The 1,287-nt window shown below is 49.5% G+C and carries 1 protein-coding gene; it reads right to left on the bottom strand.

What is annotated here, in order from left to right:
- Positions 1-1,233, bottom strand: a 1,233-nt coding sequence (gene ltrA / locus M3G15_RS21325; RefSeq protein ID WP_260072018.1) for a group II intron reverse transcriptase/maturase, incomplete at its 3' end; no start/stop codon positions are given.
- Positions 1,234-1,287 lie beyond the last annotated feature (54 nt).

Below are 1,287 nucleotides of genomic sequence, written 5' to 3'. Positions count from 1 at the left end.
TTTCGTCCTCACTCGTTTCCATTGCTTCCAGAAGACCATTCGGATACGCCTTCTCATCCATTTATCAGTGGTTTGGAGTAGTTGTTTCATGTCAGCAAGCTTGAAATAATTTACCCATCCCATGATGTAACGCCTAAGCTTCAGCGCCCGGTCGGTGTTGCCCATTCCGTTGCTTCTCGACGTTAGCTCTTTCACTTTAGCTTTCATCTTGGATACGGATTTGGGATGGATTCTGACCCGCGTTTCCCCTTTGCTCTGGTAGAATGAGAAGCCAAGAAATTTAACTTTTGTCGCATCGTCCACAATCGTTTTCTCCCGGTTTACCTTGAGAAACAACTTCTTCTCGATGTAAGGGAGAATTTTCGTCAGGGTACGCTCCGCACTCCTCCTGCTCCGGCAGAATATGAGCATATCGTCTGCGTATCGCACGAATCGATGTCCTCTTGCTTCCAGTTCCTTGTCCAATTCATTCAGCATGATATTGCTGAGAATCGGACTTAGGTTCCCTCCCTGCGGTACGCCGATTTCCGTGTCCTCAAACTTATGCTTCACGACGACTCCCGCCCGGAGATACTTATGGATGAGCGAGATCACTCGTCCGTCTTTGATCGTTCTTGAAAGCACTTCGATGAGCTTGCTTTGGTTGACGGTGTCAAAGTATTTCTCCAAGTCCATATCCACCACGTAACGATATCCCTCTTGCACGTATTGTTGGCTTCGTTTCATCGCGTGGTGTGCGCTCCGTTTGGGTCGGAATCCGTAGCTGTTGTCTGAAAACTGCCTCTCATAAATTGGCGTAAGCACTTGGGCGATTGCCTGCTGGATGACTCGGTCAACCACTGTTGGAATGCCAAGGTTTCTCTTCTTTCCGTTCTCTTTGGGAATCTCTACCCTTCGAACGGGATTCGGGCGGTACTTGCCGCCCAAGATCAGTTGCTTGATGGTCTCGCCGTTGTCTCTGAGATATTGTAGAAGTTCATCTACTCCCATCCCGTCGATTCCGTGCGATCCCTTGTTCGCTTTGACTCTCTTGAATGCTTCGTTCAAGTTGTCCCTGCTAACGATTTTCTCAAGCAACCGGTCCTTCGACTCGGTTGCGTTGGTGTCGTCGGTTTCGGTTATCCTCGCAGGACTGTGCACTCCCGCGTATCCTTCGTGTTCCGCACTATTCTTTTGCAGAGAGTCTTCCGTTAGAAGTTGGCTGCCCTTGGCTCCTGTTTCGGTAACTTTCATTGACTTCACCTCCTAAGGTTCAGCCCTTCCCTCGAACCGTCGACTGTTCGCGGT

This window comes from Paenibacillus sp. p3-SID1389, assembly GCF_025151705.1.
Lineage (GTDB): Bacteria > Bacillota > Bacilli > Paenibacillales > Paenibacillaceae > Fontibacillus > Fontibacillus phoenicis.
This window is presented reverse-complemented; position numbering and strand designations above follow the sequence as displayed.